22 protein-coding genes are annotated in these 24,786 nt (G+C 72.6%); 13 read left to right on the top strand and 9 right to left on the bottom strand.

Going from position 1 to position 24,786, the window contains the following annotated elements:
- The first annotated feature begins 191 nt into the window (after positions 1–191).
- The 13 genes from ACFVT1_RS04015 (at position 192) to ACFVT1_RS03955 (ending at position 12,692) form a co-directional block, all read left to right on the top strand.
- A complete protein-coding gene (locus ACFVT1_RS04015) occupies positions 192–1,742 on the top strand; it encodes a phage tail sheath family protein (protein ID WP_389792342.1) in 1,551 nt (516 codons plus the stop codon).
- A gap of 102 nt (positions 1,743–1,844) precedes the next feature.
- A complete protein-coding gene (locus tag ACFVT1_RS04010; RefSeq protein WP_266747442.1) occupies positions 1,845–2,288 on the top strand; it encodes a phage tail protein in 444 nt (147 codons plus the stop codon).
- Positions 2,288–2,770, top strand: coding sequence for a hypothetical protein (locus ACFVT1_RS04005; protein WP_389792340.1), 483 nt, complete (start codon positions 2,288–2,290; stop codon positions 2,768–2,770). The genes ACFVT1_RS04010 and ACFVT1_RS04005 overlap by 1 nt, the downstream gene beginning before the upstream one ends.
- A complete protein-coding gene (locus ACFVT1_RS04000; RefSeq protein ID WP_389792338.1) occupies positions 2,767–2,910 on the top strand; it encodes a DUF6760 family protein in 144 nt (47 codons plus the stop codon). Before ACFVT1_RS04005 ends, ACFVT1_RS04000 begins: the two co-directional genes overlap by 4 nt.
- Positions 2,911–2,939: 29 nt before the next feature.
- Positions 2,940–4,799, top strand: a complete 1,860-nt coding sequence (locus tag ACFVT1_RS03995) for a hypothetical protein (protein WP_389792336.1) — start codon at positions 2,940–2,942, stop codon at positions 4,797–4,799.
- A 48-nt stretch (positions 4,800–4,847) separates the two neighbouring features.
- Entirely contained in the window at positions 4,848–5,285 is a 438-nt protein-coding gene (locus ACFVT1_RS03990) for a phage tail protein (protein WP_093549687.1), read from the top strand.
- A gap of 23 nt (positions 5,286–5,308) precedes the next feature.
- On the top strand, positions 5,309–6,094 hold the full coding sequence (locus tag ACFVT1_RS03985) for a LysM peptidoglycan-binding domain-containing protein (RefSeq protein WP_389793327.1): 786 nt from the start codon (positions 5,309–5,311) through the stop codon (positions 6,092–6,094).
- Complete coding sequence (locus ACFVT1_RS03980; protein WP_389792333.1) at positions 6,094–8,100, top strand: VgrG-related protein; 2,007 nt, start codon at positions 6,094–6,096, stop codon at positions 8,098–8,100. The genes ACFVT1_RS03985 and ACFVT1_RS03980 overlap by 1 nt, the downstream gene beginning before the upstream one ends.
- A 155-nt stretch (positions 8,101–8,255) precedes the next feature.
- The gene (locus ACFVT1_RS03975) at positions 8,256–8,549 is read left to right on the top strand and encodes a PAAR domain-containing protein (RefSeq protein ID WP_389792331.1); all 294 of its coding nucleotides are present in this window, start codon (positions 8,256–8,258) and stop codon (positions 8,547–8,549) included.
- Positions 8,550–8,555: 6 nt separating this feature from the next.
- Positions 8,556–8,969: a GPW/gp25 family protein gene (locus ACFVT1_RS03970; RefSeq protein WP_362201318.1), complete on the top strand. Its 414-nt coding sequence runs from the start codon at positions 8,556–8,558 to the stop codon at positions 8,967–8,969.
- A complete protein-coding gene (locus ACFVT1_RS03965; protein WP_389792328.1) occupies positions 8,966–10,924 on the top strand; it encodes a putative baseplate assembly protein in 1,959 nt (652 codons plus the stop codon). Before ACFVT1_RS03970 ends, ACFVT1_RS03965 begins: the two co-directional genes overlap by 4 nt.
- 5 nt (positions 10,925–10,929) lie before the next feature.
- Positions 10,930–11,463 (top strand): phage tail protein, encoded by a 534-nt coding sequence (locus tag ACFVT1_RS03960; protein WP_389792326.1) that lies wholly within the window; start codon positions 10,930–10,932, stop codon positions 11,461–11,463.
- A 413-nt stretch (positions 11,464–11,876) separates the two neighbouring features.
- Positions 11,877–12,692 (top strand): NADase-type glycan-binding domain-containing protein, encoded by an 816-nt coding sequence (locus ACFVT1_RS03955; protein ID WP_389792324.1) that lies wholly within the window; start codon positions 11,877–11,879, stop codon positions 12,690–12,692.
- 52 nt (positions 12,693–12,744) lie between these two features.
- Here the strand turns inward: ACFVT1_RS03955 and ACFVT1_RS03950 are convergent, their stop codons facing one another.
- The 9 genes from ACFVT1_RS03950 to ACFVT1_RS03910 all read right to left on the bottom strand — a co-directional run bounded on the left by ACFVT1_RS03950 (position 12,745) and on the right by ACFVT1_RS03910 (position 24,762).
- Positions 12,745–14,178 (bottom strand): diaminopimelate decarboxylase, encoded by a 1,434-nt coding sequence (locus ACFVT1_RS03950; RefSeq protein ID WP_389793326.1) that lies wholly within the window; start codon positions 14,176–14,178, stop codon positions 12,745–12,747.
- A 203-nt stretch (positions 14,179–14,381) separates the two neighbouring features.
- On the bottom strand, positions 14,382–16,274 hold the full coding sequence (locus tag ACFVT1_RS03945) for a PucR family transcriptional regulator (RefSeq protein WP_389792322.1): 1,893 nt from the start codon (positions 16,272–16,274) through the stop codon (positions 14,382–14,384).
- Positions 16,275–16,426: 152 nt separating this feature from the next.
- Complete coding sequence (locus tag ACFVT1_RS03940) at positions 16,427–17,662, bottom strand: cytochrome P450 (RefSeq protein ID WP_389792320.1); 1,236 nt, start codon at positions 17,660–17,662, stop codon at positions 16,427–16,429.
- A 188-nt stretch (positions 17,663–17,850) separates the two neighbouring features.
- On the bottom strand, positions 17,851–19,245 hold the full coding sequence (locus ACFVT1_RS03935) for an NAD(P)/FAD-dependent oxidoreductase (RefSeq protein WP_389792318.1): 1,395 nt from the start codon (positions 19,243–19,245) through the stop codon (positions 17,851–17,853).
- On the bottom strand, positions 19,235–19,471 hold the full coding sequence (locus ACFVT1_RS03930) for a ferredoxin (RefSeq protein ID WP_389792316.1): 237 nt from the start codon (positions 19,469–19,471) through the stop codon (positions 19,235–19,237). The genes ACFVT1_RS03935 and ACFVT1_RS03930 overlap by 11 nt, the downstream gene beginning before the upstream one ends.
- A 637-nt stretch (positions 19,472–20,108) precedes the next feature.
- Complete coding sequence (locus ACFVT1_RS03925; RefSeq protein ID WP_389792314.1) at positions 20,109–21,239, bottom strand: hypothetical protein; 1,131 nt, start codon at positions 21,237–21,239, stop codon at positions 20,109–20,111.
- A gap of 226 nt (positions 21,240–21,465) precedes the next feature.
- On the bottom strand, positions 21,466–22,779 hold the full coding sequence (locus tag ACFVT1_RS03920) for an ATP-binding protein (protein WP_389793325.1): 1,314 nt from the start codon (positions 22,777–22,779) through the stop codon (positions 21,466–21,468).
- Positions 22,780–22,831: 52 nt separating this feature from the next.
- Positions 22,832–23,692: a two-component system response regulator CseB gene (gene cseB, locus ACFVT1_RS03915; protein ID WP_389792312.1), complete on the bottom strand. Its 861-nt coding sequence runs from the start codon at positions 23,690–23,692 to the stop codon at positions 22,832–22,834.
- A 98-nt stretch (positions 23,693–23,790) separates the two neighbouring features.
- Complete coding sequence (locus tag ACFVT1_RS03910) at positions 23,791–24,762, bottom strand: endonuclease/exonuclease/phosphatase family protein (RefSeq protein ID WP_389792310.1); 972 nt, start codon at positions 24,760–24,762, stop codon at positions 23,791–23,793.
- Between the last annotated feature and the right edge of the window lie 24 nt (positions 24,763–24,786).

The raw sequence follows: 24,786 nt of genomic DNA, 5'->3' as shown, positions 1-24,786 counted from the left end.
TGCGGGGGCGGTGGATCGCGTACGCAGCGCACGGGGACGCGACCGGGGGCAGGGCCCACGGGGTCGTACAGCGCGAGAGCGTTGCCTGATCGGGCAGCGGCCGGTGCACGGGTGGGCGGCCGTGTGTCCGTTCCCGGTGATCGCGGCTGTCGCGAGAATTGCGGGCGTTCCCCGGCCAAGGAGAGACTCACATGCCGTCGTACCTGTCCCCGGGCGTCTACGTCGAAGAGATCGAGTCCGGATCCCGGCCGATCGAAGGGGTGGGCACCTCGGTCGCCGCCTTCGTCGGCTTCGCGCAGAAGGGCCCGTTCGACGAGCCGACGCTGATCACGAACTGGAGCCAGTTCGCCGGCACGTTCGGTGACTTCGTGGCCGGCGCGTATCTCGCCTCCGCCGTCTACGGCTTCTTCACCAACGGCGGCGGCGTCTGCTACGTGGTGCGCATCGGTGACGGTACGGAACCCCCGGCCGGGGACGGGAGCCGCCCGGACGGCGGACAGCTGCCCGCCGGGTCGGAGACACAGCTCGGGCCGTACGCCGTGCGGCCCCGCCCCGGCGTGGCCGGTGAGATCACCGTCGAAGTGGCCGAGGCGGAGGGGGACGACCCGCCCTCCGACGTCTTCCAGCTGATCGTGAAGCGGGACGGGCACGTGACGGAGACCTACCCGAGTGTCACGACCAAACGCAGCAAGGAGAACGTCGCCACCCGGGTCAACGCCACGTCGGAACTCATCGAGATGCGGGAGTCCGGGCGCGGCGCCGCGCCCGCCAAACCGGAGCCGCAGAGCGTCGCCCTGGCCCCCGCGGCGCCCGCGTCCCCCGGAGCCGGAGCGCTGACCCCCGAGGTGTACGTCGGCGATCCCGACCGCCGGACCGGGCTCGGCGGGCTCGAAGCCGTCGAAGAGGTCACCACGATCGCTGTGCCGGACCTGATGAGCGCGTACGAACGCGGGCTGCTGGACCTGGAATCGGTCATCGCCGTACAGCAGGGGCTGATCAGCCATTGCGAGCTGATGGGCGACCGCGTCGCCATCCTCGACCCGCCGCCCGGACTCAGCCCGCAGCAGATCCGCGCCTGGCGCACCGGCCGCGCCAACTTCGACTCCAAGTACGCCACGCTCTACTACCCCTGGATCAAGGTCGCCGACCCGTCCTCGGGGCGGGCGCAGCTGGTCCCGCCGAGCGGTCACATCGCCGGGGTCTGGGCGCGCAACGACGAGTCGCGCGGCGTCCACAAGGCCCCCGCCAACGAGGTCGTACGAGGGGCGGTCGCCCTGCAGACGCAGCTGACCAAGGGCGAACACGATCTGCTCAACCCGATCGGGCTGAACTGCATCCGGTCCTTCCCCGGCCGCGGCATCCGGGTCTGGGGCGCGCGCACGCTGGCCTCGGACCCGGCCTGGCGCTATCTGAACGTCCGGCGCCTCTTCAACTACCTGGAGGAGTCGATCCTCGCCGGGACGCAGTGGGTCGTCTTCGAACCGAACGACGACGCCCTGTGGGCCCGTATCCGGCGCACGGTCTCGGCGTTCCTGGTCAACGAGTGGCGCAAGGGGGCGCTGTTCGGGCTCACTCCGGAAGAGGCGTTCTACGTCAAGTGCGACCGTGAGACCAACCCGCCGGAGAGCATCGACGCGGGTCAGGTCATCTGCGAGATCGGGGTGGCGCCGGTCAGGCCGGCCGAGTTCGTCGTCTTCCGCCTCTCCCAGCTGACCGGCGGCACCGGCGGTGTCGACGAGTAGCGCGCCGGGAGCCGGGCCGAGCAGGGTCCGGGCCGAGCAGAGTGCGGACGTCCTGAGGTCCTCCGAGCGGCAAACGCGTTGAAAGCGGTAAAGGAGCCTGTTGTGCCACTTCCCGATCTCGACAGCACCGTCGGGGCCTCCTTCGGCCTCGAATTCGACAGCGTCGTCATCAAGCAGATCACCGAGGTCAGCGGTCTGAAGATGGAACAGGACGTCATCGAGCTGAAGCAGAACACCGCCGACGGCCGCTACGCCATCAAGAAGCTTCCGGGGCGGCCGAAGGCCGGTGAGGTGACCGTGACCCGGGGCCTTACCGAGGACAACAGTTTCGAGCGGTGGATCAAGGACTCCCGGTTCGGCCGGATGACCGCGGCCCGCCGCAACGGTGCCGTCATCGTGTACGACCACGAGGGCGTCGCCATCAAGCGCTACAAACTCATCAACGCCTGGCCGAAGTCGCTGGAGATCGGCACCCTCAAGGCCGGTGACACCTCGGTCCTGACGGAAAAGCTCGCGATCACCTACGAGAGCATGGAAGTCGACTGATGCGCCGTACGGCACCGGCCCCGGATCCGGCTGCGACCGCGCCCGCGGCCCCGGGGCGGTCGGACGGGCAGCTGCCGGCCGGCAGAGGCGGGGGGCACGGCCCGCGCGACACCCTGCGTACGGAGTTCTCCTTCGAGCTGCCCCGCGGGTACGTCGACGAGTCGGGCGCCGTGCACCGTACGGGAGTCATGCGGCTCGCGACCGCGCGCGACGAACTCGTGCCGTTGCGGGACGACCGGGTGCGCGAGAACTCCGCGTACCTGTCGGTCGTGCTCATCGCCAGGGTCGTCACCCGGATCGGCACGATCGACGACATCCACCCCGGCGTCATCGAGGACCTCTTCGCCTCCGACCTGGCCTTTCTGCAGGACTTCTACCGGCGGATCAACGCCGAGGGCCACACCCGGGCCGCCGTCTCCTGCCCGTCCTGCCAGGAGGAGTTTGCGGTGGATCTCGCCGGTGGCCGCCTGGGGGAATCGTGACGTACGCGGCCGACCTGCTCTACGAGGAGATCGCGTACCTCGCCTACCACTTCCACTGGCCGCTCGATGAGTTGCTGGATCTGGAGCACCCGGAACGTCTGAAGTTCGTCGCACAGATCGCTCGCCTCAACGGGCAGTAGCGAAGAGCGCAGGGAGGGCGGGAGAATCCATGGGCCTGATGTCCTGGCTGCGCGGTGGCGGGCGTACGGAGACGGGGACGGGGACGGGGACGGGCGCGAGCGCGGAGGTTCCCAGGGAGAACCCCGTTCCGTTCGCCCTTCCGCGTGAGCGGATCGATCTGGGTGAACTGCCGCCCCTTCAGAGGATGTTGGGGCAGCAGGACCTGGTCATCGACCCTCGCGGATTCCAAGGATCGCTCGCCACCCGGCAGGACCCCGCACTCGGTACGCCCCTCGGGCATCTGGTCAGTCCGGACGCGCCCACGGGGCTGGTGCACGGGATCACCACCCCGGCGCCGGGGGAGCGGACTCCGCCGGTGCAGCGGGCCGTGGAGCGGGCCGTGGAGCGGTCGGTGGAGTTTCCGGTTCGGGGCAGGTCCGTGTCCGGGTCCGTATCCGGGCCCGTGCCTGTGTCCGTCCCCGTGCAACGTGCGGAGGGCGGTGATGCGCCCGCGATGACGTCGGCAGGGGAAGCGGCCGCCGCGGAATGGCCGGTACGCCAACTGGTGGGCGAGCAGCCCTTCGTACCGGCTTCGACCGCGCCCGGCCCCCAGCCCGAGTCCGCGCCCATGTCCGTGCCCCTGCCCAGTTCTGCATCCGGACCTGCGTCCGCGTCCGCATCCGCGTCCACAGCCACGCCCGCGCCCGCGGCCGTTCAGCGCGCCGTGACGCCTCCGGCCGCTGAGCGGTCCCGGCGGACGCCCGGCCTCGGGGCGCCCATGTCCGCCCTGCCGCCCACGGCGCAGCGGCAGACTGCCGTTCCGGACGTGACGGCCGGGGCGGTTCCGGTTGCCCGGAGCAGGGACGACAGCGGGGCGGGCGAAATACCCGGGGTCACCGAGGACACCGGGGCCCAGGAGGCGCCCGCGGCTCCGGATCCGGCGCCCGACGCCCACGCGCCCACCGCCCCGTTGCTCGGCGACGACCCGCTGCTCCCCGCCCCGTCGGAGCCCGCGCCCGTGCCCGCGTCCGCACCCGTACCCATCTCCGGCCCGGCGGTGCAGCGAACCCCCGTCGTGCCCGGGAACACACCCCTGGCGCCGCCCCCGGCCACCGGCCCCGTCGCGCCGCTGCTGGCCGACCGGCCCTTGGCGCTCCGTTCCCGGGAGAGCGGTGAAGCGGGTGGGGCGGCGGCCGTTCAGCGGTCGATCGGGGGCGGCGGGGCGGCGGCTCCGTCGGCCGGGACCGTGCACGGCTCCCCGCCCGACGCCGTTCCGGTGCGCTGGACGCCGGCCGGGACCGGGGTGCCGTCGGTGGCGGCGACGGCCCCCGTGCCGACAGCTCTGCAACGGACCGTCGCCCCGTCCGGGCAGGCGCCGGGGGCGGTCGCTCCGCCACGTCCCGCCCTCCAGCGTCAGGCAGTCGGCGGGCCGCCGGTGCCCCGTTCGCTGCCGGATTCCGGTAGCCGTACGGCGTCCTCCGCGGCTTCCCCGCCCGCCGGGGTGCCTGCCGCTCTCCCCTTTCCGACGGCCGGTTCGGTTGCGGTGGCCGCGGGGGTGGCCCAGCGGATGGCCGACGGCAGCGTGGTCTTCGGCTCGCCGCCCACGCCGTACGCGCCAGCCGTCGTCCAACGGGAGGCGGAGACCGCGGAACCACCGCCTCCGGAGCCACCCCGGGAACCCGAGGCCGCACCGGAGCCGGAGCCGGAGCCGGAGCCGGTTCCCGGGCCCGCGGCCGAGGAGCACGGCGCGCCGGGATCCCCCACCCCCGCCACCGCCCCCGGCGGCCCGCCCGTCGTCACCGACGAGCTGGTGCGTGCCCTCTACCCGCCGCTCAGCAGGCTCTTCAAGGCGGATCTGCGGCTGGAACGCGAACGTGCCGGGTTCCTCATCGACACCCGGCATTCATGAGCGCCGACGAACAGCGGCGACACCACAGGGAATGGAGAGGTACGCGCCATGGCCACCGCCCAGGACAACGATCCCGCCGTCAGCGTCTGCTTCGTCGTCACGATCGACGACATCGAACTCGGGTCGTTCAACACATGTGACGGGCTGGGCTGTGAAGTGGTGCTCGAAACGCGTGAGGAGGGCGGCAACAACGGGCATCTGTGGCAGCTGCCGACCCGCCTGAAGTACTCCAACGTGAAGCTGTCCAGGCCGCTGACCAAGGAGACCGAGAAGGTGGCCCGCTGGTTCGCCACCATGACGACCGGGTTCAGCCGCAAGACGGCGCACATCGAGGCACGGACCGGGGACGGGCAGAAGGTGGCCCAGTGGGGGCTGCTGGAGGTCGTGCCCGTCCGCTGGACCGGCCCCTCCTTCACCCCCGAATCGCCCAAGGTCGCGATGGAGACGATCGAGATCGCCCATCACGGCTATGTGATGGAGGGCTGACCGTCGTGAGCGGTGCGGGTCCCATCGCGTTCAGCGCCGCCGGTACGTCGGGGGCGTCGGCGGGGGCGAAGGGCAAGGGAGGTTCGGCCCGGCCCAAGCTGGAGCACGCCTATCTGGAGCTGCGGACGCCGCCGACCGGCGGTGGCCTCACGCCCGGCGGTCCGTGCGGGCGGATCGACTTCCAGTTCAACCCCAAGGAGCTGAGCCTCACCAAGGCCGCCTCCTGGAAGCGGAGTCCGGCCAAGGGCGCCAAGAGTTCGGGACCGCCGGAGTACCAGGGCTCGCAGCCCAGCAAACTCACCGTGGAGATGTTCTTCGACGCCAGCGACACCCAGGACACCCGTGTGGTGACCTCGGTGGAGCAGCTCTTCGCCTGCTGCGTGCCGACGAGCGAGACCCGGCAGCAGCAGCGTTCGTCGCCGCCGTGGGTGGTCTTCCACTGGGGCGGGCTGACCGGGTTCCCCGGCTATGTGAGCCAAGTACAGGCGAAGTACACCCTGTTCACCACCTCGGGGGTGCCGATCCGGGCCGTCTGCCAGGTGACGATGGAGGAGATCAGCGGCGACACCCCGGGGCAGAACCCGACGTCCGGGGCGCTCGCGGCCCGTCGGGTCCACCGGCTGGACGCCGGGGACTCGCTGCCGTCGCTCGCCCAGCGCGAGTACGGCGACCCGGCCGCCTGGCGGGTGATCGCGGAGGCGAACGGGATCGACGACCCGATGCGCCTCGCCCCCGGGCAGCAGCTGCTGCTCCCCGCGCTCGACGAGCTGGGCCGGCTCGAAGAGGAACGGGACAGGGGGCGGTCCTGATGGCGCAACCGGGCGTCGCGACGGCGCTGGTGGTGGAGTTCGGCGGCCGGCCGCTGCCACCCAAGTTCGTGAACACGCTGGTCGAGGGGTACGTCGACGACAGCCGGACGCTCCCCGACCTGTTCCTCCTGCGCTTCCGCGATCCGGACCGGGTGCTGCTGGAGCAGACCGGACTGAAGATCGGCAGCGAGGCCCGGCTGCTGGCCCGCGCGGGTGGCGACACGGCGCCGAAGCCGCTGCTGAAAGGGGTGGTCACCGCCCTGGAGGTGGAGCTCGACGAGACCGGCACCTTCACCGTCGTACGCGGGCTCGACGAGTCGCACCGGCTGTTCCGCGGGCGGCGGGTGGCCAGCTACCAGAACATGACGCTCGCCGACATCTGCGCCCAGGTGGCCCAGCGCGCCGGACTGAAGCCGGGAACGGTCGACGTGGCCGGCCCGGTACTCGAACACATCGCTCAGCCCAACGTCACCGACTGGGAGTTCGTGCGCGACCTCGCGGAGGAGGCGGGTGCCCAGGCGTACGTGCTCGACGGGCAACTGCACATCACCCGACCCGCCGAGGCGAGCGGTGCACCGGACGGCTCGGCGCGGGCGGACCGGAACCCGCTGGTCCTGGAGATGGGCAGCAACCTGCTGCGCTGCCGGGCCGGGGTGTCCTCCGCGGAGCAGGTCTCCGAGGTCGAGGTGCGCGGCTGGGACGTCAAGACCAAGCAGCCGCTGGTCGGGCGGGCGCCCGCGGGCAAGTCGGCGACGCTGGAGCTGGGGGTGAGCGCGGCCGAGGTGTCCGCGCCGTTCGGCGAGGCGCGTTTCGTGGTCACGGACGCGGCGTACGGGGCCCAGGCGCAGGTGGACCAGGCGGCGAAGGCCCTGGCGGAGCGGATCGCCGGATCGTTCGCCGAGCTGGAGGCGGTGATCCGGGGGAACCCGGAGGTGCGGGCGGGCAGTGCGGTGGCGCTCAACGCGGTGGGGGCGCCCTTCGAGGGCCGGTACACGGTCACGTCGTCGCGGCACGTCTTCGACCCGTTGCGCGGGTACGAGACCTGGCTCACCGTCTCCGGGCAGCAGGAGCGCTCACTGTTCGGGCTGACCGGCGGAGGACCGGGGTCCGGCGGGTCCGGAGCGGGGGCCGGTGGCGGGTCGCGCTGTGCGGGCCTGGTCAGCGGGACGGTCACGGACACCCAGGACCCGGAGGGTTCGGGCCGGGTCAAGGTGCGGTTTCCCTGGCTGTCGGACGAGTACGCGAGCGACTGGGCCCGTACGGCGCAGTCGGGCGGGACGAGCGGCGGCGAGGCGTTCATCCCCGAGGTCGGCGACGAGGTCCTGGTGGGATTCGAGCACGGGCACCTGGACCGTCCGTACGTCCTCGCCGGTCTGTACAACGGGAAGGACCGGCCGTCACAAGGGAGCGGGGGCGGCAGCAGCAGCGCCGGCGGCCATGGCAGCGACAGCAGCAGTGGCAGCGGCGGCGCCGGGGCAGCAGGAGCGACCGGAGCCGTGACCGGAGCCCCGACCGCTTCCACCGCCGACTCCGCCCCGGGAGATCCGCTGGTCGACCCGACCAGCGGGGCCGTCAACCGGCGCTCGGTCGCCTCCAGGAGCGGAAACCAGCTGGAACTCCTGGACGGCGCCAACGGACCGCAGGGCGTACGCCTGCTCACCGGCGACGGAAAGCTGAAGATCGACCTCGACCGCAGAGGCACCGTGATCGTGATCAACAGCGACGGCAGCGTGAACATCGAGGCCAAGCAGCAGGTGTCCATCAAGGCGGCCCGCGGAGTGGCCCTCGACGGCGGTCAGGGGACGCTCGAACTCAGCGGCGACAGCGTCACGTTGACGTCCCGCAGCGGCGTCCGGGTCGACGGTGGAAACGGCGAGGTCAAGCTCTCCACCGGCGGCACGGTGGACGTCCGGGGTGCGCAGGTCGCCGTCAACGGGACGCAGCGGACGGACATCAGGGGCGGCAGCTCCCTGGCCATCAACGCACCCCTGGTGAAGATCAATTGACGGCGGGCGGAAGCGCCGCGCGACCCGTACGACCCGAGCGGGCCGGACGAACTGCGCGACCCGAACGGACCGAGCGACCCGCGTGACCGGCGTGACCCGTACGACCCGTACGACCCGAACGGACTGAGCGAGCCGAACGAGAGGACCGGACTTCCATGTCAGCAGCCGCGGCGGCAGCCGCACGGGTCGGGGACCCCACCGGACACCCGGGCACGGTCGGGCCGCCCGGTGTCCCGTCCGTGCTCATCGGCGGCCTCCCCGCCGCCACGGTCGGCACCCCGCACCTGTGCGCGTGGCCGCCGCCCGCGGTGCACCCGCCGTCCGCGCTCGCGCCGCCCGGCAGCACCACGGTGCTGATCGGCGGGCAGCCCGCCGCCCGCGTCGGGGACCTGGCCGCCTGCGGCTCACCCGTCGTGTCCGGTTGCCCGACGGTGCTGATCGGAGGCTGAGCGTCCATGGGCCAGCAGTTCATCGGCGCGGGCTGGGCCTTTCCCCCGCGTACGGACGCCACCGGCTCCATCGCCCTGGTGCGCGGCGAGCACGAGCTGGAGGAGTCGATCCGGCTGATCCTCGCGACGTCACCGGGCGAGCGGCCCATGCGGCCGGAGTTCGGCTGTGCGATCAACGACTACGTGTTCGCCCCGGCGGACGCGGGCACGGCCGGACAACTGGCGTACGAGGTACGCCTGGCGCTGGACCGGTGGGAGCCCCGGATCGAGGTCACGGAGGTCGTCGTCCGCTTCGACGAGGTCGACAACGGGGTCCTGTACATCGACATCGGCTACACCGTACGGGGCGCCAACGACCCCCGGAACCTGGTCTTCCCGTTCTATGTGATCCCCCAGCACGAGGAGGTGGACGGCGCGTGACCCTGCCCAGTCCGCATCTGGACGACCGCCACTTCCAGGGCCTGGTCGACGAGGCGAAACGGCTCGTCCAGCAGCGCTGCCCCGAGTGGACCGACCACAACGTCTCCGACCCCGGCGTCACCCTCATCGAAGCCTTCGCGACCATGGTCGACCAGCTGGTCTACCGGGTGAACCGGGTGCCGGAGAAGAGCTATCTGACCTTCCTCGACCTGATCGGGGTCCGGCTCCACCCGCCGACGGCCGCCCACACGGACGTGACGTTCCGGCTCTCCGCGCCGCAGCCCGAACCGGTGCGGGTGCGGGCCGGTACGGAGGTGGCCACCGTCCGTACGGAGACCGAGGAAGCGGTCGTGTTCACGACCGTCCGCGAACTGTCCGTCGTGCCGTGCGAGTTCGCGCACCTCGCCACCTGGCCGACGTCCGGCGACGCCGTCGACCGTACCGAGGAACTCGCCCTCGGCCGGGCCGTCCCCTGCTTCGACACCACGCCCACGCCCGGTGACTCCCTCTACCTGGGCCTGTCGGCCGCCGTTCCGTCGGGCGTCGTCGTGCTGCGGCTGGACTGCGCGGTCGAGGGCGTCGGCGTGGACCCGCTGCGGCCGCCGCTGCTCTGGGAGGCGTGGGACGGCAGTGCCTGGACGGTCTGCGAGGTCGAGAAGGACGACACCGGCGGCTTCAACCGGTCCGGGGAGCTGATCCTGCATCTTCCGGAGGGTCACACTCCGGCCGTTGTCGTGCGCCGGACCGGCGGCTGGCTGCGGTGCCGCCTGGTGGAGGCCGCCCCGGGGCAGCCCACCTATATGGCACCCCCGGTGGTGCGCCGGATCACGGCGTTCACGATCGGCGCGACCGTCGGGGCCGTCCACGCCGAGACCGTGACAGACGAGGTGCTCGGCCCGGCCGAGGGCGTACCCGGACAGACCTTCACGGTGAGCCGCCCCCCGGTCGTCCCCGGCGCGTTCGTCGTCGAGGTCGCCGACCCGGCCGGAGGCCCGCGGGGCACGGAGTGGACCCGCGTCGACGACTTCGCGCACTCCGGACCCGACGACCGCCACATCACGCTCGACCCCAACTCGGGGCGGGTCGAATTCGGTCCGGCGGTACGGGAGCGGGACGGCTCCATCCGCTACTACGGCGCGGTGCCGCCGAAGGGCGCCACGGTCCGCGTGCGTGCGTACTGCACGGGCGGCGGACTGCGCGGCAATGTCGCCCGTTCCACACTCCGGGTGCTGCGCAGCGCCATCCCGTACGTGGCCCGGGTGGAGAACCGGCGGCCCGCGCTCGGCGGAGTCGAGGGCGAGACGGTGGACAGTGCGCGGGTCCGCGGGCCCATGACGCTGCGGACCCTGCACCGGGCCGTCGTACCGCACGACTACGAACTGCTGGCCCGCGAGGTCGCACCCGACGCGTCCCGGGTGCAGTGCATCCCGGCCGGCGGGGACTCGGACGTCGAGGCGGGCGGGGTGCGGCTGCTCGTCGTGCCGGCCGGACGCAGCGACGAGCAGGGCCGGATCCAGTTCGACGAACTCCTCCCGCCGCAGCACACCCTCGCCCTGATCGCGGGCCATCTGGACGAACGGCGGCCCATCGGCGCCCGGTTGGTGGTCGAACCGCCCTACTACCAGGGGGTCACCGTGGTCGCCTCGGTCCAGGCCCGCCGGGGCGCCGTAGCGGAACGGGTGCGCGAGGAGGCGCTGGCGGCCCTGTACGGCTACTTCAACCCGCTGAGCGGCGGACCCGGCGGCGACGGCTGGCCGTTCGGCCGGCCGATCCAGTCGGGCGAGGCGTTCGCCGTACTCCAACAGGTTCCGGGGGTCGATCTGGTGGAGGACGTACGGCTCTTCCCCGCAGACCCCGTGACCGGGCAGCGCGACGAACCCACCACCAAGATCGCGCTGGACCGGCACGCCCTGGTCTTCAGCTACGAGCACCAGCTCCGGGTACAGGAGGCCTGACCGCCATGCGCACAGCCGTGACCGGCCTGCCGACCCCGCACCCGCTGATCGAACAGCTCCCGGCGGTCTATCTGGAGCAGGACTTCCTGCGCCGGTTCCTCGCGGCGCTCGACGACGTACTCGCCCCGGTCCTGCTCTCCATCGACAATCTGCCCGCCCACCTCGATCCGCGCAGCGCGCCCGAGGACTTCCTCTCCTGGCTGGCCCAGTGGGTGGCCGTCGACATCCGCCCGGACCACCCGGCCGAGCAGCGGCGCGCGGCGGTGCGCGGCGCGGTCGAGCGGCACAGCAGGCGCGGCACCCGGCGCGGTCTCGCGGAGGCGGTGCTCCTGGAGACCGGGATCGAGCCGGACATCGTGGAGAGCGGCGGCACGGCGTGGTCGTCGACGCCGCACACGCAGTTCCCGGGCGGCCCGCGGCCGTGGGTGACGGTCCGGGTGCGCGCCTCGCAGCCGTACCAGGTCGACCGGGTGCGGCTGGAGGAGCTGATCCGTACGGAGATTCCCGCGCATGTGGGGTTCGACCTGGAGGTCTTGTGATCTGCGAGGTGTGCGGTCAGACCAATGCGCCGGGGACGCAGTTCTGCACGTCGTGCCGGGCGTTCCTGGAGTGGGAGGACACGCGGGGAGCGGGAGACGGTCCTTCTGCGGCCTCTGGGGGCTCTGCTTCATCCGCGTCCCCTGCTGCACCTGCTGCCCCTGCCCCTGTTGCCCCTGTTGCGCCTGTTGCGCCTGTTGCGCCTGTTGCACCTGCTACGCCGGATACACCTGTCCCCCCACCCCAGCCGCCCCCCACACCCCAACCGTCCCCCCAGCCCCAGCCCCAGCCCCAACCGCAACCGCGTGCCGAGCCGCAGCCCCGACCCGCCCCCAACCCCACCCGCAACCCCGCCCCTCAACCCCCCGTCTCCGCAGCCGCCCCGCGTCGCCCCGGTGATGAGCCGGACGCGTCGGTGCCGGGGCCCGAGGCGCTGCCCGACGTACGGCCGGGCCCCGCGAACACACCCACGGGTCCGCCTCCCGCCGCCCCCGTCCACTGCCCCAACTGCCGTACGGCGAACGCCCCGGACCGCACCCTGTGCATCCGCTGCGGACTGCTCCTGGACCCGGGGCCGCCGCCCGAGGTCCGGCCTCCGTGGTGGCGCCGGATCCTGCGGCGGCGACTGCGGCAGGCACCCACCGCGGGCACCCGGCCGCGGCGCAGGCTGTGGCGCCGCCCCGGGCTGGCGCTTCCGGTCGCGGCGATCGTGGTGGCGTGCGGCGTCTGGTTCGCCCTTCCGCATCTGTCCGGCTGGTTCGGCTTCGCCAAGGACGAGACCGGAACGCCGGAGGCGGTGCCGCCCACCCGGTTCCGGGCCTCCAGCGGGGCGCCGGGCCACCCGGCGGGGGCGGCGTTCGACGGTTTCAACAACCGTTACTGGGCGCCGTCGGCCGCGGGCCCCGGCACCGGGGTGGGCCAGTACCTGGAGTGCGACTTCGAGCAGCCGGTACGGGTGCTGAAGCTGGTGGTCTTCTCCGGTACGTCGGCCAAGATGGACGAGTTCCTCACCCAGGCCCGCCCGGCCAGGATCACCGTCCGGCTCACCTCCGCCGACGGAAGCCTGGTGAGCAAGGAGATCAGGGTCAAGGACCAGCCCGGTCAGCAGACCTTCGACCTGCGCGGCTCGGAGGTCGTCCGGGCCCGCCTCACGACGGACAGCACCTATGGAGCGGGCCCCGGCCGCCGCCTGGCCGTCGCCGAGGTCGAGTTCTTCGGCCGACGGTCCTGACCTCGGCCCCTTACCCGTGTTCCGGGGGTCGGCGGACGTCTCGCCGGAAGGCTCAGTCCGCGTCCGGAGCCGCGTCCGGGGCCGGGGCTGCGTCCGCGTCCGGGGCCGGGGCCGGGGCCGCGTCCGCGTCCGGAGCCGCCAGGGCCACCAGAGCGTCCGCCTGCGCCAAGCCGCTCTCCTCGACGATCTCGCGCACGCTCTGCGCCTCGCGTACGAGCGCGAAACGCACCTGCCCGTCCGCACCGGTGCGATAGCCGTACACGGCGGGCCGGGGCAGCGAGTTGTACGAGAAGTGCGACGAGAAGTAGTACGCCCCGGTGTCGTGGAGCGCCACCACGTCGCCGGGCTCGACGACCGGGAGTTCACGTCCGGTCGCGGTCAGGTCCCCGGCGAAGCAGCACGGTCCCGCGATGTCGACGATCTCGGTCGGGCCCTGCTTGGGCCGGCCCGCGGCGTCGAACACCCCCACACGCAGCGGCCAGGAGTCGGGCATGAACACCGTTCGGGTGGCCACCTGGGCGCCCGCGTGCGTGACCGCGATCCGTCGTCCCCCGGCCGACTTGGTGTACTCGACGACCGTGCCGACCGTCCCGCTCTTGGCCAGCAGGGAGCGGCCGAACTCCGTGATCAGGGTGTAGCGCCCGTCGAACAGACCGGGTACGCCGCGGCGGAGTTCGGCGACGTGGTCGGCGTACGTCGGCCGGTCGTCCTCGCCGTCGAAGTTGACGGGCAGGCCGCCGCCGATGTCGATCCCGGTGATCCGGTCGTGGCCCAGCTGCGCGTTGATCCGCTCGGCCAACTCGTAGGCGACGCGGATGCCGTGGGCGATGAGCGGCAGCGGGCAGCCCTGGGAACCGACGTGCGCGTGCAGCCGGTTGAGCCACGGCCGCCGCGCGAAGGCGTCGATCACCGCGTCGACGGCCCCCGGATCGCGCAGCGCGACGCCGAATTTCGAGGTCGCGGTCGCGGTGCTCATTGCGCCGATGGCACCGGCCCCCACCTGCGGATTGACCCGCAGCCCGATCGGCCCGGCGGCCGGACGCCCGGCCAGCAGACGGTCCACGCGGGCCATCTCCTGGAAGTTGTCGAGGTTGATCGCGATGCCGTGGGCGAGGGCGAACTCCAGCTCCTCGACCGTCTTCGCGGGGCTGTCGAAGACCAGCCGGTTGTACGGGAAGCCGGCCGCCAGGGCCTGTTCCAGTTCACCGGGCGAGGCCACCTCGCAGCCCATCCCCGCGTCGGCGAGCAGCCGCAGCACGGGCACCAGACCGCACGCCTTGGCCGCGAACGTGTGCCGCACCGGGGCGGGTCCTTCGAACGCCTCGTTCAACGCGTCGACGGCGGTGAGCACGCCGTCCACGTCGAGGAGGCCGACCACGGGCGCGTGCGGACCGAGCAGCCCCTCCTCGACGGCGCGCGCCAGCGCCGCCGACTGCCGGATTCCGCGCTGCTGTGCCGCGGAGCCGGCTGCCGAGCCGGACGTCATGTGAACCACGACAACTCCCCTCCATCTGCCACGTACTGCTGTACGGCGCCGTGGCCGCACGGCGTACCGGTCGGTGTACGGCTGTGCCGCTGCACCGCTGCGAGACCGCCGTACGTACAGCTTCGACGTGGCGGGGAGGGCGCGTCTTCGACCGACACGACGACACCTGCCCGATTCCTTTGTGCCACCGGACAGCCGAACGATCAGCGGCTGCTCGGCCCCCGCGTTCCGCGTTCCGCGAGCCGCAGCCCGATGTCCGCGAGGAGCCGCACGGCCGGGTCGTCCAGATCGACGCCGAACAGCTCCCGGGCCCGGCGCAGCCGGTAGCGCAGGGTGTTGGGGTGCACGTTCAGGCGCCGTGCGGCCGCGCCCGTGTCGCCGAACGCGTCGAGGTAGGCGGTGACCGACGCGCCGTACTCCGAACCGTGAGCACGGTCGTGCTCCACCAACGCGTGGACCGGCCCCGACAGGGACGTCCACAACGGCGCGACCCGGTCGAGCACCCGGAGCACCGACGCGTCGGGGACCAGCTCGCCGAAGGCCGCTACCGCCGACACCACCTCCGCGACCGGCAGCGCCGCGGACCGCTCCCGCAACACCCGCACCACCAGTTCCGCGGCCTCCCGCGACGCGGGCAGCCCCGACAGGTCCGCCGCCACCGGCCCGACGCCCGCGAACACGACACTGCGCGGCACCGAGCGGGCCGTCGCCAGCAGGGCGCGCGCCGGATCGGCCTCACCGTCCACCGCCGGCACCAGGACGTACAGCCGCCGTCCCGAGCGCGCGGTCACACACCCCGGCCGGTACGCGGCGGCCTGCAGCGCGAGCACGTCCAGAACTCGCTGCTCGGCGGCGCCCCCCGGGCCCGGACCGGACGCGGCGCCCAGCGCCCGGCTGTCGTACGCCTCCGCGACCATCACCGTGTACGGGCGGTCCGGTGCGATTCCGGCATCGTGCGCGGCCCAGGCGCCGTGCGCACCCCGCACCGGGTCAGTGTCCGGCACCGCGTACGCGTCCTGTGCCGCGTATCCGTCGTGGACCGCGTACGTGTCGTGGACGGCGTGTTCGTCCCGCACCGCGTAGGTGTCCCGCACCGCGTACCCGTCCCGCACCGCGTACGCGGGCCCGTGCAGGAGCGCGTGCACGGCCTCCTCCCGTGCTCGGGCTGCCGCCCGGCCCCACGTCCGATGGTGGGACAGATGCGGTACGGCGGCGCGGGCGGCCGTGCGCAGCGCCGCCGCCGCGCCCTCGGCGAGCGGCCGCCCGTCCGCCGCGGCCCAGATGGATCCGAGCACCTCGGACCCGTGCCGCACGGCGATGGCGAGCCGCTCGGCGGACCGGTCGTCGGCGGGCCGGTGCACCACGTCGTCGGTGCTCCACAGCGCTTGGAAGAAGCCGCTCTCGCGGAGTTCGACGACCCGCCAGCGAGGGACCTCCTGCCCGAGGATCGTCAGTCTGCGCAGTGGATCGGGTTCGTGGTGCATCCGTGAGTACGCCAGCACCCGCGACTGCGGGTCCTCGATGGTGATGGCACCGCCGACGAGGTCCGCCACCGTATTGGCCAGCCCCGACAGATCGCCGAGCCGCAGCCCGCCCACGCCACCGGTGCCGCCCGCACCCCCCGCCCCGCCGGCCCCGTCCGGTCCGGTCGGCCCGGGGGCGGAACGGGTCGGGGCGCTGTGCGCCAGAGCGGTCCGCAGCCGGCCGAACACTTCGGTCCACCCCTGCCCCGGCCGCCGGGTCAGCAGCGCCGTACGCCCCTGGCGGGCCGCCTCCACCAGCGCCGCCCGGGGCCCGCGACCGCCCCGCCGCAGCACCACGGCCGCGGCCCCGGCCCGGTCGGCGTCGCGCAGCACGTCGACGGCCTCGGGCGAGGCGGCCTCCACACCCACCGCGAGCAGGATCAGCCCGGCCGCCGGCACCGGCCGGGCCGCGTCGTCCCGATCCTCACCGGCATCGTGCAGCGCCACATCGGCCACCGGCACACCGGTGCCGCGCGGTGCCACGACGACATCGAGCATCCCGGGGGCGATGAGCCCGAGGATCTGCTCCAGCGAGGGCCATGTGTCGTGCCGGTCCGGTTCACGCGTAGGCATCCGCCCATCATGGTCGGCGGTCCCTGACAGGAGCGACAGGAGCGACAGGAGCGACGGGAGCAACAGAAGCAGCAGAAGCGGCAGAAGCAGCAGGAGGGATAGGAGTGGCAGAAGCGACAGAAGCGACAGGAGCCAGGGCCAGGGGCTCTCCCTCAGGCACGGAGTCCGTCGAACGCGATCTCCAGGTGGCGGGGCCCGCGCAGCACGGCGTTCTGCCGGTACGGGGGCGGGTCCTTCACCAGCCGGGGGCCGTCGAGCCTGCGGGCGAGCGCGGTCAGGGCGAGCTGTGCCTCCAGGCGGGCGAGGGGCGCGCCGAAGCAGTTGTGGATGCCGCTGCCGAAGCCGAGGTGCTGGTTGTCCTCGCGGTCGGGGTCGAAGCGGTCGGGGTCGGTGAAGCGTTGCGGGTCCCGGTTGCCGGAGGCCAGGACGAGCCAGACGGAAGCGCCCTTGGGGATGGTGGTGCCGCCGATGTCGATGTCCGCGAGCGTGGTGCGCTGCGGAAGCAACTGCACGGGAGGTTCGAAGCGCAGGAGTTCTTCAACGATCGGGAGGGCCGCCCCGGAGTCGTTCCGCAGCCGCTCCAGGACATCGGGGTGGCGGAGCAGGGTGAGCATGCCGTTGGTGATGAGGTTGACCGTGGTCTCGTGACCGGCGATCAGGAGCAGCGCGGCCGTGCTGAGCACTTCCATCCGGGTCATCTGCCCGTCCGTGCCGCCGTGCTGGTTGATCAACTCGGAGAGCATGCCGTCGTCGGGCGCGGTCCTGCGTTCCTCGACGAGCTCGGACAGGTACGCACCCAGCTCGGTACGGGCCTGCTGGGTGACGTGACGCCGCTCGCCGGCGTCCTGGTCCGGGTCCGGGTCGAGACCGGCGGCGATGGTGTCGGCCCAGGCGTGGAAGCGCGCCTCGTCCTCGCGCGGGATCCCGAGCAGCCGGCAGATCACGGTGACGGGGAAGGGGTACGAGAAGTCCTCGACGAGGTCGACCTGGTTCCGGTCCCCGAAACCGTCGATGAGGCCGGAGACGATCCGGGCCAGTTCGCTGCGCATGTCGTGGACGCGCCGGGGGGTTTCCGGCGGACCGAAGGGGCGCATCGCCATGCGGCGCAGCCGGTCGTGCTCGGGAGGGTCGAGTCTCAGGAAGGCGGGCGGCAGAGCCGACTCCTCCTCCTGGAGGAGCGTGCCGGCGGCCCCGGGGGAGAGGTTGCGGGCGTCCGAGCTGACCCGCGGGTCGTGCAGCAGGTTCTTGATCTCCCAGTACGTGCTGACGACGAAGAGGTCGCTCCCCTCCTGAAGCACCGGCGTCCTGCGGAGCTCGGCGTACAGCGGATAGGGGTCGGCGCGGCTGGAGTAGTCGAGGATCTGCCGCAGGAGTGTGTGGTGCGTCATGGTGGCGTCCTTGTGGGCGGTGGGACGGCGGGATTCCGGTTTGCGGGCTTCCGGTTTACGGGTCTTACGGGGCTTCCGGCCGGTCCGGGCTTCCGGCCAGTCCGGGCCGGCGGCCGGTCCGGGCCCTCCGGGTGGTCCGGGCTTCCGGGCTTCCGGGGCTCCGGGTCTCCGGGCTTTCGGGCCGTGGGTCAGGCTCGGGCGGGGGTGAAGGTGATCCGCTGGTCGGTCGGCGAGTAGCCGCTCACGGTGACGGACGGCCCGTGGGTGGGGAGGGAGGGATCCGGGAACTCGGCCGGGACCGGCCGCAGGCCTTCGGGACGGCGGTCCACCGAGGGATAGGCCGGCGGGAACGGCGCGGCCGACTCGATCTGCCGCTGGTAGAACTCCAGCCACTTCGTCTGGTCGAAGCTGACCGCGGCGATGACACGGCCCTGGTATCCGTACACGCAGGTGAAGCGGTGATCGGAGAGCGACCCCTGGGCGACGATGATCTCCTCGCCCAGCGACGGGACGCCGACCGACTTGATGTTGACCCCGAACTGGGCGGACCAGAACGCCGGCACCCACAGATGCGGACGGCGCTCCGAGCTGCTGCTGATCATGTTGTGCGCGGCGGTCTCGGCCTGGGCGACGGCGTTGCCCCAGTGTTCGAGGGACAGGAACTGGTACCCGAACAGCGCGTGCGGGGACCGTGCCACGTCACCGGCGACGAAGACGTCGTCGGTCACGATGCCCCGCACGTCGAAGGCCCGGCACCCGGCGTCGCAGGCGATTCCGCGCGGGCCGGCGCCGAGCCCGGAACCGGCCAGCCACCCGGTGTTCCGCGACGCGCCGAGCGAGACCACCGCGACATCCGTGTCGACGGTGGTGCCGTCGGACAGATGGGCGCGCCGGAGCCGGCCTGCCGGGTCGCCCTCCAGGCTCGTGACCATGATCCCGCAGCGCAGGTCCACGCCGTGGTCGCACTGCAACTCCGCGGCCACCCGGCCGATCACTCCGCCCAGCGCGCCCACGAGCGGTGCCGCACCGCGCTCGGCGACGGTCACCGGCAGCCCGCGCTCGCGGCAGGCCGAGGCGATCTCCGAACCGGTGAAGCCGGCGCCCACGACGAGCACCCGGCGGGGCGACGCCGCCAGCCGCCGCTGCAACCGGGCCGCGTCGTCGCGCGTACGCAGCACGAAGACCCCGTCCAGTCGGGCCTCGGTCTCGTGCGGCCAGGGCCGGGCGTGCACACCGGTGGCGATCAGCAGCCGGTCGTACTCCACCTCGTCCCCGTCGGCCAGCCGCACCCGCCTGGCCGCCATGTCCAGCCCGGTGGCGGCGACACCGAGCCGCCAGTGCGCGTCGAGGGCGAGGCGCCGGGGCAACTCGGTGCGGTCGGCGGTCGCGTGGCCCAGCAGGACCTGTTTGGACAGGGGCGGCCGGTCGTACGGTTCGTGGGGCTCGTCGCCGATCAGCGTGAGAGAACCGGCGAAGCCCTCCTTACGCAGGGTCTCCGCCGCCCGGAGCCCGGCCAGCGAGGCGCCGACGATCACGATGCGGCCCTCGCGCCTCAGCCACTCCAGGAACCCGTCACCGGACACCGGACAGCCTCTCTTCCGCCGCGGCCGGTGCACCGTCCAGGTCCTCCACCTGAATGGCCCGCACCGGACACGCGGTCGCGGCACGCATCACCTGCTCCCGCTGCATCTCGTCGGCGTGCGGGTTGTACAGCAGCGCCTCTTCGCCGTGCATGGCGAAGACATCGGGTGCGAGGAAGGCGCACTGTGCGTACCCCTGACACCGGTTGAGATCGACGACAATCCTCATCAAGGGGCCGCCCTTCCTGTAGTGCTCCCGCCTCAGCCTGCGAGCGCCGTTCAGGATCCGCGCGCAATGGCGGACCAATGGAGTCATCCGCACAGGCACAGGCACCGGCACCGGCCACCACCCCCGGCACCGCCCACCACCCCGGCACCGGCACCGGCGCCGATGGGATTTTTCTTAGGAAGAGCGAGCAAACCCCTTGACCCGGGGCGAATAGGGAGGAAAATCATCAATACACCAGAAAACCGGAGCGAGCCGTACTGTCGACGAAGACGTTCGCCGATGCGCGTGACCCACTCGTTGGCTCTGGCCAGGCCCCCGGCAGATCCTCTCGATACCGGAGCTTTCAGCGACGGCTGAAACTCACGGAACCCCGAAGGACTACCGGGGACTGCATGTCCGCACCCGCCTGATGCCTCGCGGCGTCGCGTGTCGCAGTTGCTGCGGGGCGTTGTGTGTGTCGCTGTACGCAACCGGGGCCGACCGGGCTTCCGGGCCCCGCACAACACGACCGGGCTCCGCGTAACACTCCCGGGCCCCGCACGACGGACGGCGCCCCCTCCAGGACCGTGGAGGGGGCGCCGTCCGTCGTGCGGAACGCCGAACCGTTTCCGGCTGCCGGAAGGTTCCGGCGGACCCGTCAGCCGCGGGTCGTCGTCGGGGGGAGCGCCTTGGACCGCTCGATCAGACCGTTGACCGAGTGGTCGCCGGTCCCGGTCATGGGCGTGGAGTAGTCGCCGACGGCCCAGAAGTCACCGGAGTCGCCGGCCGGCGCCAGATCGTAGAAGGAGTAGGACGGCCACCGGGTGTCGCCGTCGGGCGCCGTCGCTCCGGGTTCCTTGGTCCACGTGGTGCCGTCGTAGTGCCAGAAGACCGGCCCGGATGCGGCCGGTTCGGCCTGGTCGTTGCCGGTGACCCACAGACCGCCGCGGCCGTCGGAGGCGATCGCGTGGAGGTAGAGGCCGGCGAGCGACCCGGTGACGTCCTTCCACGCGGTGCCGTCCCAGTGCGCGACGCTCGGGACGGGCGGGTCGGCGTCCGGGCCGTCGGCCCACCCGGCCACGTAGACGCTGTTCGGGGACTCCGCGGTGATCTTGGCGGTGTCCGTACCGGCACGCACGGGGGGTTCCTCCATCAGCGTCCAGGTGGTCCCGTCCCAGTGGTAGGTCACCGGGTGGCCGCCGTTCACCGGGTACCGCATGCCGGTCGCGTAGGCGTCGTCCGCGGACAGGGCGTCGATGTCCCGGATGTCGACGAGGCGGGGCAGCGCGAAGGTCTGCCATGCGCCGTCGGCATACGTGTAGAGGGCCTGGCCGCCCTTGAAGAGCCGTCCGGGGACAGCCTTGATCGGGACCTCGGGCCAGGAGTCGTCGGCGGGGCCGGTGGTGGGAACGCTGGTCCAGCGTTCGCCGTCGTAGTGCACCAGCGCCTGGTCCCTGCCCACCGTGCCGTAGGCCCAGACGTCGTCGGCGGAGACGGCGCTGACCGACGACCATTGCCAGACGTCGGGAAGCCCCGGGGCGGTGTCCTCGCCCCACTTCTCCCCGTCCCAGCGCATGATGACGCCGTGCTGTTCCTTCCGGCCGACCGCCCAGGCCAGATCGTCACCGACGGTGGAGACCGACATCAGGGATTCGGCAGGGCTGTCCCCGGAGAGGGAGACCTCCCAGTGGGATGCCGGGCCGACGGCCTCGGCGCCGCCGGTGGCGAGCAGGGTGGCGGCGAGGGTCAGCGAGACGGTCGCGGTGCGCAGGAGGTGCCGTGCGAGCATCGGTGAGCGTTCCTTTGCGATGAGAGAGCTCCGCCCACGTGGCTTTCATATACAGGCCAGAAGGCTGCTGGACGATGATCCAGACCTGCGGCGACGTCGGATGGTTGTAGCAGAGCGGGCTGCGGGGGCCTGCCGTTTCGCCGGCCGGCGGTCAGGTTGCCCGTGGTCGGCTTGCGGGTGGTCGGGCCTCGGGTGGGCAGTTTGCCGGCGGTCGGTTTGCCGGCGGTCAGGTTGCCGGTGGTCGGGCTGCGGGCGGGCCCGCTTCTCCGGGCAGTTCCAGGGTGGCGACGGCTCCGCGGGGGGTGGCGTTCGCCAGGGTGAGGCGGGCGCCGATGACGTGGGCCTGGCCGAGGGCGATGGTGAGGCCGAGACCGTGTCCGTGGCCGCGTTCCGCGGCTCCGGTGCGGAAGCGCTGGGGTCCGTGGTCGAGGAGTTCCTGGGGGAAGCCCGGCCCGTGGTCGCGGACGACGACGGTCGTGCCGTCGACCGTGACCTCGACCGGTGCCGCGCCGTGGCGGTGGGCGTTGAGGACCAGGTTGGTGACGATGCGGTCGAGCCTCCGGGGGTCGGTCGCGGCGACCGGCTGACCGGTCACCGCGATCCGCGTCTCCAGGCCCGTGCGCCGCACGGATTCCGCCACCAGCTCGCCGAGCGGCACCGGTTGGGCGTCCGCCTCCTCGGCCCCCGCGTCCAGGCGAGAGATCTCCAGGAGGTCGTCCACGAGGGCGCGCAGCACCTGGACGCGGTCACGGACCAGGTCGGTGGCCTCGCTCTCCGGGAGGAGGGATGCGGAGGTGACGAGGCCGGTGAGTGGGGTGCGCAGTTCGTGGGCGACGTCGGCGGTGAAACGCTGTTCGTTGCGCAGCCGGTCCCGCAGGGCGTCCGCCATGAGGTCGACCACGGAGGAGATTTCGCCGATCTCGTCGTGGCTGCGGCTTCGGGTCCTGGCGTCCAGGTCGCCGCGTTTGATGCGGCGAGCGGTCCCGGCGACCCGGCGCAGTCGCCGGAGCACCAGTTCGGCGGCGAGGACGGTGAGGGGGACGACGACGGCGAGCGTGGCGAGGGCCGCGTATCTCATGTGCCGGTCCAGGGCTTGGACACTGCGCAGCTCGGCGCCCATGTCCACCCAGACGGCCAGCACTGTGCCGTCGACGCGGTCCGCCGCCCACATCCGCGGCCCCTGGGCCGGCTTCCGGGTGTCGTACCAGGTCACGACCATGGGCCTGGGAGCGGAGGCGAGCCGTTTCTGCAGTTGATCCGGTACGTTGTCGCCGACCAGGTAGATGGCAGCAGGCGCGGACGGTGACGTCCCGGCGGTCGGTGCGCCCCGGAACTCGGCTTCGGCCGCATCCAGTTCACGCATCGCGTGGGAGCGGCCGATGTTCATGGAGCGGGCCTCGGTGGTCCGGTGGACCAGGACCCCGATGCCCAGTGCCATCGCGCAGGCCGCTGCCGCGACCCCGGCAGCGATCTTCCAGCGCAGCGATCGCAGGTCGGTGAGGCGCCGCAGCGCGTGGCCGAGGCCGTCGTCGGACGGCATGCGGTCGGCGCGGGCACCGGGGGTGGGGTCGGGGTCGGTCGTCTGCCGCATCTCAGCGCCGGAACTTGTAGCCGAAGCCGCGTACGGTCTCGATGTGGTCGGCGCCGATCTTCTTGCGCAACCGCTGCACCGCCAGATCGACCACCCGGATGTCGCCGTCCCACCCGTAGTCCCACACCTTGCGCAGGAGCGTCTGCCGTTGCAGGGCGATGCCCGGCGCGGCCACGAACTCCAGGAGCAGCCGCAGCTCGGTCGGGGTGAGCGCGAGCGTTCGCCCGGAGACGCGGACTTCCAGACCACGGGTGTCGACGGTGAGGTCACGGAAGGTGAGCAGCCCGCCACGGCTGTCGGCCGGCCGGTCGGCAGCCGTGGCGGGTGCGGTGAAGGTGGCCCGGCGCAGCAGGGTGCGGATCCGCGCCACCAGGACACTGGTGTCGACGGGTTTGACGATGTAGTCGTCGGCACCGGCCTCCAGCCCCGCCACCACGTCCAGCGCGTCGCCGCGTGCGGACATCATCAGGATGGGCGCCTGGCTCGTCTCGCGGATCCTGCGGCAGAGTCCGATGCCGTCGAGGTGCGGCAGCATGATGTCGAGCAGCAGCAGATCGTGCCGGCCTTCCCGGAACATCTCAAGGCCCGTCAGGCCGTCGGGCGCCGCCGACACCTGGTAGCCGTAGCGGTCCAGGGCCATCCCGACGGACCTGCGGATCGCTTCGTCGTCCTCGACCAGCAGGACGTGAACGGAGCCGGGGACGGAGCCGGACCCGGGGGCGGCAGCCGGGACGGACGCTCCGGCGGGGGAGGCAGGGGAGGCAGGGGAGACAAGGGAGAGTCCAGTGGGGCCCGTGGAGCCTATGGGGCCGGTGGGACCGGCGTCGTGCCGGCCTGCCGAGCCGCGGTCGTGCTGTTGCATCACGTCACCTGAAAGTCGATCGGTACCGAACTGCCCGAGATCATCCGGTTGTCCCGGGGGTATCCCGTTGTGGAGGGAAGCGGCCACCGCCCGCCCCCTCAGAGGCGCAGAGTCGCCGCGACCGGCAGATGGTCGCTCCCGGTGGACGGCAGGACCCAGGATGATACCGGTATGACACCGTTTACCAGGATCTGGTCGATCCGGGCCACCGGGAACGACGCGGGCCAGCTGAAGCCGAAGCCGTCACCGGCTTCCTCCTGGACCGACCGTAGCCGGGAGGTCACCGGCCGCAGCGCGCGGTCGTCGGTCGTGCCGTTGAAGTCGCCCACGACCACGACCCGGGGCAGCGGTTCGGCTCGTACGGCATCGGCCAGCTTCCCGGCCGCCTCGTTGCGCCTGGCCGTGGTGAAGCCCACGCTCGGGAGCACCCGTACGGACGCCAGGTGGGCGGCGTAGACGGCGACGGCCCCCTTCGGGGTGTCGGCCGTGGCCCGCAGGGCACGGGTCCACGGCATGATCGCGACCGGCTCCACGTCCCGCAGCGGGTACGTGCTCCACAGCCCGACCGTGCCCTGGACCGAGTGGTACGGATACGTATCGGCCAGGGCGCGCTCGTACGCGGGTGCCGTACGCGCGGTCAGCTCCTCCAGGGCGAGCAACTGAGCGCCGGAAGCGGCCAGTTCGCGCGCGGTCCGGGCCGGGTCGGGGTTCTCGTCGTTGACGTTGTGGCTGACCACGGTCAGATCCCCGCCGGCGGCCCCCTTGTCCACGAGCATGCCGCCGAACAGGGAGCACCAGACGACGGCCGGAAGCAGCACCGCGACACCAGCGGTCGCCGACCGCCGCACCGCCGCCGACGCGAGCAGTACGGGCACGCTCACCCCGAGCCACGGCAGGAACGTTTCGAGGAGGCTGCCGAGGCCGCCGAACCCGTTCGGCATCCAGGTGTGCCCGGCCATGACCAGCGCGGACAGTCCGGCGGCCGCGGCGGTCACCCGTCCGCGGCGCCAGGCGCCCCCGTCGCCTCGGGCGGTCACCCGTCCGCGGCGCCAGGCGCCCCTGGCGGTCACCCGTCCGCGGCGCCAGGCGCCCCC

Source organism: Streptomyces sp. NPDC057963 (assembly GCF_042887155.1).
Lineage (GTDB): Bacteria > Actinomycetota > Actinomycetes > Streptomycetales > Streptomycetaceae > Streptomyces.
The sequence above is the reverse complement of the archived record's forward strand: the minus strand, read 5'-3'. Positions and strand labels throughout refer to the sequence as shown.

Excerpts from the sequence above, each read along its gene's own strand:
- cseB (WP_389792312.1), bottom strand. The coding sequence starts at position 23,692 with ATGCAACAGCACGACCGCGGCTCGGCAGGCCGGCACGACGCCGGTCCC.
- ACFVT1_RS03925 (WP_389792314.1), bottom strand. The coding sequence starts at position 21,239 with ATGCTCGCACGGCACCTCCTGCGCACCGCGACCGTCTCGCTGACCCTC.
- ACFVT1_RS03960 (WP_389792326.1), top strand. The coding sequence starts at position 10,930 with ATGCGCACAGCCGTGACCGGCCTGCCGACCCCGCACCCGCTGATCGAA.
- ACFVT1_RS03990 (WP_093549687.1), top strand. The coding sequence starts at position 4,848 with ATGGCCACCGCCCAGGACAACGATCCCGCCGTCAGCGTCTGCTTCGTC.
- ACFVT1_RS03920 (WP_389793325.1), bottom strand. The coding sequence starts at position 22,779 with ATGCCGTCCGACGACGGCCTCGGCCACGCGCTGCGGCGCCTCACCGAC.
- ACFVT1_RS03945 (WP_389792322.1), bottom strand. The coding sequence starts at position 16,274 with ATGCCTACGCGTGAACCGGACCGGCACGACACATGGCCCTCGCTGGAG.
- ACFVT1_RS03950 (WP_389793326.1), bottom strand. The coding sequence starts at position 14,178 with ATGACGTCCGGCTCGGCAGCCGGCTCCGCGGCACAGCAGCGCGGAATC.
- ACFVT1_RS03970 (WP_362201318.1), top strand. The coding sequence starts at position 8,556 with ATGGGCCAGCAGTTCATCGGCGCGGGCTGGGCCTTTCCCCCGCGTACG.
- ACFVT1_RS04015 (WP_389792342.1), top strand. The coding sequence starts at position 192 with ATGCCGTCGTACCTGTCCCCGGGCGTCTACGTCGAAGAGATCGAGTCC.
- ACFVT1_RS03930 (WP_389792316.1), bottom strand. The coding sequence starts at position 19,471 with ATGAGGATTGTCGTCGATCTCAACCGGTGTCAGGGGTACGCACAGTGC.
- ACFVT1_RS03940 (WP_389792320.1), bottom strand. The coding sequence starts at position 17,662 with ATGACGCACCACACACTCCTGCGGCAGATCCTCGACTACTCCAGCCGC.
- ACFVT1_RS03975 (WP_389792331.1), top strand. The coding sequence starts at position 8,256 with ATGTCAGCAGCCGCGGCGGCAGCCGCACGGGTCGGGGACCCCACCGGA.
- ACFVT1_RS03980 (WP_389792333.1), top strand. The coding sequence starts at position 6,094 with ATGGCGCAACCGGGCGTCGCGACGGCGCTGGTGGTGGAGTTCGGCGGC.
- ACFVT1_RS03995 (WP_389792336.1), top strand. The coding sequence starts at position 2,940 with ATGGGCCTGATGTCCTGGCTGCGCGGTGGCGGGCGTACGGAGACGGGG.
- ACFVT1_RS04005 (WP_389792340.1), top strand. The coding sequence starts at position 2,288 with ATGCGCCGTACGGCACCGGCCCCGGATCCGGCTGCGACCGCGCCCGCG.